This is a genomic window from Azospirillum sp. UFLA03-27, from assembly GCF_059803775.1.
The window spans coordinates 1-6,219 of the sequence record NZ_JAUQTX010000325.1 but is presented as its reverse complement, the minus strand read 5'-3'; the positions used below and the strand labels follow the sequence as shown (position 1 = coordinate 6,219).

General features: G+C 70.8%; 8 protein-coding genes. 6 read left to right on the top strand and 2 right to left on the bottom strand.

The genetic code is table 11. From position 1 onward, the window contains the following. Window positions 1–90 precede the first annotated feature (90 nt). The 4 genes from Q4I23_RS29555 (at window position 91) to Q4I23_RS29540 (ending at window position 2,540) form a co-directional block, all read left to right on the top strand. Complete coding sequence (locus Q4I23_RS29555; protein WP_498528582.1) at window positions 91–1,296, top strand: CoA transferase; 1,206 nt, start codon at window positions 91–93, stop codon at window positions 1,294–1,296. Window positions 1,297–1,386: 90 nt separating this feature from the next. Next, window positions 1,387–1,542 carry a hypothetical protein gene (locus tag Q4I23_RS29550; protein WP_353861736.1) on the top strand — a complete coding sequence of 52 codons (156 nt, stop codon included), beginning with the start codon at window positions 1,387–1,389 and terminating at the stop codon, window positions 1,540–1,542. 110 nt (window positions 1,543–1,652) lie between these two features. Further along, complete coding sequence (locus Q4I23_RS29545; RefSeq protein WP_454020815.1) at window positions 1,653–2,255, top strand: cytochrome c oxidase subunit 3 family protein; 603 nt, start codon at window positions 1,653–1,655, stop codon at window positions 2,253–2,255. A gap of 3 nt (window positions 2,256–2,258) precedes the next feature. Continuing rightward, window positions 2,259–2,540: a cytochrome C oxidase subunit IV family protein gene (locus Q4I23_RS29540; protein ID WP_498528581.1), complete on the top strand. Its 282-nt coding sequence runs from the start codon at window positions 2,259–2,261 to the stop codon at window positions 2,538–2,540. A 28-nt stretch (window positions 2,541–2,568) separates the two neighbouring features. Here Q4I23_RS29540 and purT read toward each other — a convergent pair whose 3' ends face one another. Next, on the bottom strand, window positions 2,569–3,738 hold the full coding sequence (purT, locus tag Q4I23_RS29535; protein ID WP_498528580.1) for a formate-dependent phosphoribosylglycinamide formyltransferase: 1,170 nt from the start codon (window positions 3,736–3,738) through the stop codon (window positions 2,569–2,571). 110 nt (window positions 3,739–3,848) lie between these two features. Continuing rightward, complete coding sequence (locus Q4I23_RS29530; RefSeq protein ID WP_454020818.1) at window positions 3,849–4,346, bottom strand: hypothetical protein; 498 nt, start codon at window positions 4,344–4,346, stop codon at window positions 3,849–3,851. 340 nt (window positions 4,347–4,686) lie between these two features. Here Q4I23_RS29530 and Q4I23_RS29525 point away from each other — a divergent pair, with 340 nt between their 5' ends. Beyond that, entirely contained in the window at window positions 4,687–5,718 is a 1,032-nt protein-coding gene (locus Q4I23_RS29525) for an iron ABC transporter substrate-binding protein (protein ID WP_498528579.1), read from the top strand. Window positions 5,719–5,746: 28 nt separating this feature from the next. Continuing rightward, the coding region (locus Q4I23_RS29520) for an iron chelate uptake ABC transporter family permease subunit (RefSeq protein ID WP_498528578.1) at window positions 5,747–6,219 on the top strand (473 nt) is incomplete at its 3' end.

Below are 6,219 nucleotides of genomic sequence, written 5' to 3'. Positions count from 1 at the left end.
GTTATAGTCTCGTGGGCTCGGAGATGTGTATAAGAGACAGGGGTGGGGGCACCCGTTCACCACGTTGTTTCCATCTGGATCGAGACTCCCATGCCCTCGCTTCTCTCCGATCTGCGCGTCGTCGAGGTGTCGGCCTTTATCGCCGCGCCGCTGGGCGGCATGACGCTGGCCCAGCTGGGTGCGGAGGTGATCCGCATCGACCCCATCGGCGGCAACATCGACTACCGGCGCTGGCCGGTGGCGCCGAACGGCACCAGCCTCTACTGGACGGCGCTGAACAAGGCGAAACGGTCGGTGACGCTGGCGCTCGACCGGCCGGAGGGGCGGGAGATCGCCCAGGCAATCATCACCGCCTCGGGCGAGAACGCGGGCTTCCTGCTGACCAACCTGCCGGCCAGCGGCTGGATGGGCTACGAGGCGCTGTCGGCCAAGCGCGACGACCTGATCATGCTGCGGCTGACCGGCAATCCGGACGGTTCCGCGGCGGTCGACTACACCGTCAACTGCGCCAGCGGCTTCCCGATGGCGACCGGTCGCGGCGGCGAGCCGGTGAACCATGTGCTGCCGGCCTGGGACGTCGCCGCCGGCCTCTATCTGGCGACCGGCCTGCTGGCGGCGGAGCGGCACCGCCGCCGCACCGGGCGTGGGCAGGAGGTGACGGTGGCGCTGGCCGACGTGATGCTGGCGACCGTCGGCAACCTCGGCTACCTCGCCGACGTCCGGGTGAACGGCGCGGTGCGGCCGCCGATGGGCAACGACCTCTACGGCGCCTACGGCCGCGACTTCGCCACCGCCGACGGGCGGCGGGCGATGGTCGTCGCCATCTCCAACCGCCAGTGGAAGGCGCTGGGCAAGGCGACCGGGCTGACCGAGCGGCTGGCGATGATCGGCCCGCTGATGGACGTGGACATGAACGACGAGGGCGGGCGTTTCCTGGCGCGTGACGCCATCTCCGCCGTGCTCGCCCCCTGGTTCGCCGCCCGCACCCTGTCCGAGGTGGAAAGCGCCTTCGCCGGGGCGGGCGTGCTGTGGGGGCCGTACCGGGATTTCGGCCAGTTGGTGGCCGAGGACGCGCGCTGTTCCACCGCCAACCCGCTGTTCCGCGAGGTCGAGCAGCCGGAGGTCGGTCCACTGCTGGTTCCCGGTTCGCCCCTCAGCTTCCCCGGCCTGGGCGAGCGAACCGACCACCGGCCGGCGCCCGTTCTGGGGCAGGACACCGACGCGGTGCTGGCCGATCTGCTCGGCCTGCCGTCCGCCGAGATCGGCCGCCTGCACGACGCCGGCATCGTCGCCTGACCGCGCGGGAATGAGACGACCGGCGCGCGGGCGTGTTGGTGAGGCTTACGGCGGGCTGCATCGGCCCGCTTCCTGCCGGAGGATGACGCGATGGGCGACAACCGCAACACCGACTCCCAACCGCAAGCCGAGAACGACCGCGCGACCGGCAAGCCTGACGACCAGCCGGCAGCGACCAAGGACGAGATGACCAAGGCCCAGGAGGACGCCGCGCGGGAGCGTGCGGAAAAGGGTGGCTATCAGTGACCGGCGTCACCTGATCGGCAACCGGCCGCGAGTTTGCCCCCGGGCAAAGACGGCGCCCCTGTCCCGCGTCATGGTCCCTTCCGGTCATCACTTCCGGAAGGACAGCGGATATGACGGAAACTGCCGCGCCGACGACGGTCGTCGCTGCGGACGGCGCTGCGGATGGAGAGGGCGCCGATTGGGGGCCTCTCTCCAGCCTGCCCGGCAACCCCATGATGTGGATTCTCATCCTGGGGGAGCTGGCGGCCTTCGGTGCCATGTTCATCGGCTTCGCGGTGACTCGCGCCCTCGACCCGGCGACTTTCGACGCCTCGCAGGCGCAATTGGACCGTCTGCTCGGCGGTGTGAACACCATGGTTCTGGTGACGAGCGGCTGGCTGGTCGCCGTCGCCGTGCGGCGCCGGGCCTCGGGCCGCTCCCACCGGGTGGCGATGCTCGGCGCGATGGCCCTCGGCGGCGTGTTCCTCGCCATCAAGGTGGTCGAGTACGGCGACAAGATCGGGCGGGGCCTCACGCTGGAGACCAACAGCTTCTTCCAGCTCTATTATCTGCTGACCGGCTTCCACGCGATGCACGTCGCCGCGGGGATCGTCATTCTGGGCATCGTCACGTGGTGGGACAGCCTGGAGAACCTGGAGACCGGGGCCGCCTTCTGGCACATGGTGGACCTGATCTGGGTGCTGCTCTACCCCATCGTCTATCTGCTGAGGTGAGCGATGGCCATCCTGACACGCACCTGGATGCTTCTGATGCTCCTCACCGCCGTCTCGATGTGGACCGGGCACGGCGAGGGCACCGGCGGTCTCGGCCCGCTCGGGGTCGGACTCGTCCTCGCCGCGGCCAACGTCAAGGCCGACCGGATTCTCACCCATTATCTGGACCTTCACCGCGCGGACGGCGGCTGGCGGGCGGGGTTCCGGATTTTGCTCACTCTGCTGGGGGTGGCGCTCTTCGGGATCTACGTCCTCTATCCGATGATCGGCGCGACTCTGCGCTGAGCGGAGGTTCGCGCCCGGCTCCCTAACCTCACTCGTAGCGGATGCTGATCGCCGAGGCCGCCTTCAGCGCACGCTCGCGCGCGTCGTCGGTGTCGGTGCCGGCGGCAAGCGCCACGCCCATGCGGCGGTTCTTGCGGGTCGTCGGCTTGCCGAACAGGCGCACGTCCACGTCATGCTCCGGGCTGCCCACGCGCATGGCGTCTGCCAAACCCTCGATGGCGAAGCGCTCGGCCTCGCGGTCGGCCAGGATGACGGCGGAGGCGGCCGGGCCGCGGACATGGATCGCCGGAATCGGCAGGCCCAGGATGGCGCGGGCGTGCAGGTCGAACTCCGACAGGTTCTGCGACAGCAGGGTCACCATGCCGGTGTCGTGCGGGCGCGGCGACAGCTCGGAGAAGACCACCTCGTCCTTGGTGACGAAGAACTCGACGCCGAAGATGCCGTACCCGCCGAGATTGTCCACGACCTTCGCCGCCATGTCCTTGGCGTCGTCCAGCAGCGCCGCGGGCATCGGCACAGGCTGCCAGGATTCCTGATAGTCGCCGCGCTCCTGCCGGTGGCCGATCGGCTCACAGAACAGGATGCCCTCGCGGGTGCGGACGGTCAGCAGGGTGATCTCGTATTCGAAGGGCACAAACTCCTCGACGATGACCTTCCGGCGGTCGCCGCGCATGTTGGCGACGGCGTAGGTCCAGGCGGCCTCAAGCTCCGCCGCGGTCCGGACGGTGCTCTGCCCCTTGCCGGAAGAGGACATGACCGGCTTGATGACGCAGGGCAGGCCGGTGTGCTCCGCCCCGGCGACCACCTCCTCCAGGCTTTCGGCGTAGCGGTATTTGGAGGTGCGCAGGCCCAATTCCACCGCGGCGACCTCGCGGATGCGGTCGCGGTTCATCGTCATTGTGGCGGCGCGGGCGGAGGGGACGACGGTCAGGCCGGTGTCCTCGAACTCGTGCAGCACCTCGGTGCGGATGGCCTCAACCTCCGGCACGATGAAGTCGGGCGAGTGCTTGGCGATGGCCGCGCGCAGGGCGTCCGCGTCGAGCATGGAGAAGACCTCCGCCGCGTCGGCGACCTGCATCGCCGGGGCGTTGGCGTAGCTGTCGCAGGCGATGACCTCGCAGCCGAGGCGCTTGGCGGAGATGACAAACTCCTTCCCGAGTTCGCCCGAGCCGAGAAGAAGGATTTTGGCCGTGAACATGCGCGGACTCCCGTGACGCAAACCCGTGACGCAACTGCCCGCGGAGCTTTACCCCAACGCGGGCCGCCCGTACATGGCCGAACGCATGCGTACGCCGCATGGACCGGGCGCTATTGCAGGCTGCCCCAACGCCGGGTGGCGGGTTCGGCCAGCGCCCAGCGCCACTGGCCGTCCTTGGCCCGGCAGATGGTGGTGACGTTGAAGTCGGGCGCGTCGTCGAGCGTGAAGACCACATCCTTGCAGGGGATCGCCTCGCCAAAGCCGCGGGCCACCTGCACCGTGCCGGTCTTGCCGCTCAGCGGCAGCTTTTCCTCCACCGTCCAGGTGGCCGCCTGCCCGACGGCGAGCGGGCCGGCGGCGCGGGCGACGGCGTTGTGGACGTTGTCGGTGATCCGCCGCTCCGCGTATTTCACGCCCTGGTCGATGCCGTAGCTGGCCCCGGCGCCGGCGATGATGCCCAGCACCGGGTTGCCGGTGGCCGAACCGACCGTCGCCGCCACGCCCGCCGTGGTCACCCCCGTGACCGCCGAGCCGAACCCCGCGCAGCCAGACAGCGCGAGCAGCGCGGCGGCGGGAAGGAGGACGCGGCGGAGCGGGGATGCGGGCATGGAGCGGCACGGGGGTGGTGAGCGGACCGCCGCACCCTATCCGTTCGGATGGGGAGGCCGCCCGTGGTCAAAGCGTGACCTTCGCGGGCGGCTTGGCGCGCTTGTCCTATGGACGGTGGCGGGTGCAGACCCCATGCTTTGGAGGGGTGGTTAATCCAACCCTCTCCCCTCTGGGGAGAGGGTGGCCCGCAGGGCCGGTGAGGGGGATGCGCTTGTCGCTGCGTTCGGCAAAAGCGCAACCCCCTCACCCTAACCCTCTCCCCGGAGGGGAGAGGGGACTTTGAACACGGGTCCATGGAGGTGGTGGCGAATGGAGGGTGGCGCGGGCAGGCGTGGATGGATGACGGGCGTGGGGGTCGGGCTGCTGCTCGCCCTGCTGGCCGGGCCGGCGGCGGCCGAGCGGATCGTCACGGACTCCTCGGGGCGCCGCGTCACCGTGCCGGAGCGGGTGGAGCGCGTGTTTCCCGCCGGGCCGCCGGCCTCCGTTGTCGTCTACATGCTGGCGCCCGACAGGCTGCTGGGCTGGACGCGGGCGATCAGCCCGCCGGAGCGGCCCTTTCTGCCCGACCGCTACGCCGACCTGCCGGAGCTGGGGCGGCTGACCGGGCGCGGCAACACCGTCAACCTCGAAACCGTGGTGGCCGCGAAGCCGGACGTCGTCGTCGATGTCGGCAGCACCGCCCCGACCTTCGTCTCGCTGGCCGACCGGGTGCAGGAGCAGACGCGGGTGCCGACCCTGCTGATCGACGGCCATCTCGCCGACTCCGCGCGCGCCTTCCGCACGCTCGGCGCGCTGATGGGCGTGGCGGAGCGGGGCGAGGAGCTGGCCCGCTACGCCGAGACGACGCTGGCCGAGGTGCGGCGGCGCTTCGACGGCGTGCCGGGGGACCAGCGGTTGAAGGTCTACATGGCGCGGGGGCCGCGCGGGCTCCAGACCGGCATCCGCGGCTCCATCAACGTCGAGGCGCTCGACGTCGCCGGGGTGCGCAACGTCGCGGCGGAGAATCTCGGCAACGGCGGGCTGGTCAACGTCTCGATGGAGCAGGTGCTGGCTTGGCAGCCGGACGCCATCGTCACCCTCGACCGCGGCTTTTACGAGAGCGTGTGGACCGACCCGCTGTGGCAGGGGGTGAAGGCGGTGCGCGACCGGCGCGTCTACCTCTCGCCGGGCTTGCCCTTCACCTGGATCGATTCCCCGCCCGCCGCCAACCGCCTGCTCGGCTTGCGCTGGCTGGGCGCCGTCCTCTATCCGGAACTGTTTCCGGAGGATCTGCGCGAGGAGACGCGACGTTTCTATGCCCTCTTCTACCACCGGGAACCCACCGCGGAGCAGATCGACGCCCTCCTCGCCGGCAGCCGCCCGCCGGGGTGAGGTCCCCTTCGCGCTGACGCTGGGCGGGGTGGCCGCGCTGCTGGTCGCCGCGGTCTGCGTCGCCTTCAGCACCGGCGCCTATCCCGTCTCACCGGGGGAACTGGCCGGGCTGCTCACGGCGAAGCTGGGCATTGGGAGCGCCGCCGCCCCGGCGGTGGAGACGGTGATCTGGGACATCCGCGGCCCGCGCGTGCTGACCGCCATGCTGGTGGGAGCGGGGCTGGCCGCCTCGGGCGCCGCGTATCAGGGGCTGTTCCGCAACCCGCTGGTCTCGCCGGACATCCTCGGCGTGTCGTCGGGGGCGGCGCTGGGGGCGGTGCTGGGCATCTTCGCCTCGCTGCCGGTCCTCGCCATCCAGGGCATGGCCTTCGCGGGCGGGCTGCTGGCGGTGGGGGTGGTGCTGGCCGTCGCCTCGGCCATCCGCGGGCGGGACCCGGTGCTGGTCCTGGTGCTGGGCGGCGTGGTGATCGGGGCGCTGCTGGGCTCCGGCGTGGCGCTGCT

Bases quoted from the DNA above. Each gene is read 5' to 3' on its own strand.
- Q4I23_RS29555 (WP_498528582.1), top strand. From the start codon at position 91: ATGCCCTCGCTTCTCTCCGATCTGCGCGTCGTCGAGGTGTCGGCCTTT.
- Q4I23_RS29550 (WP_353861736.1), top strand. From the start codon at position 1,387: ATGGGCGACAACCGCAACACCGACTCCCAACCGCAAGCCGAGAACGAC.
- Q4I23_RS29545 (WP_454020815.1), top strand. From the start codon at position 1,653: ATGACGGAAACTGCCGCGCCGACGACGGTCGTCGCTGCGGACGGCGCT.
- Q4I23_RS29540 (WP_498528581.1), top strand. From the start codon at position 2,259: ATGGCCATCCTGACACGCACCTGGATGCTTCTGATGCTCCTCACCGCC.
- purT (WP_498528580.1), bottom strand. From the start codon at position 3,738: ATGTTCACGGCCAAAATCCTTCTTCTCGGCTCGGGCGAACTCGGGAAG.
- Q4I23_RS29530 (WP_454020818.1), bottom strand. From the start codon at position 4,346: ATGCCCGCATCCCCGCTCCGCCGCGTCCTCCTTCCCGCCGCCGCGCTG.
- Q4I23_RS29525 (WP_498528579.1), top strand. From the start codon at position 4,687: ATGACGGGCGTGGGGGTCGGGCTGCTGCTCGCCCTGCTGGCCGGGCCG.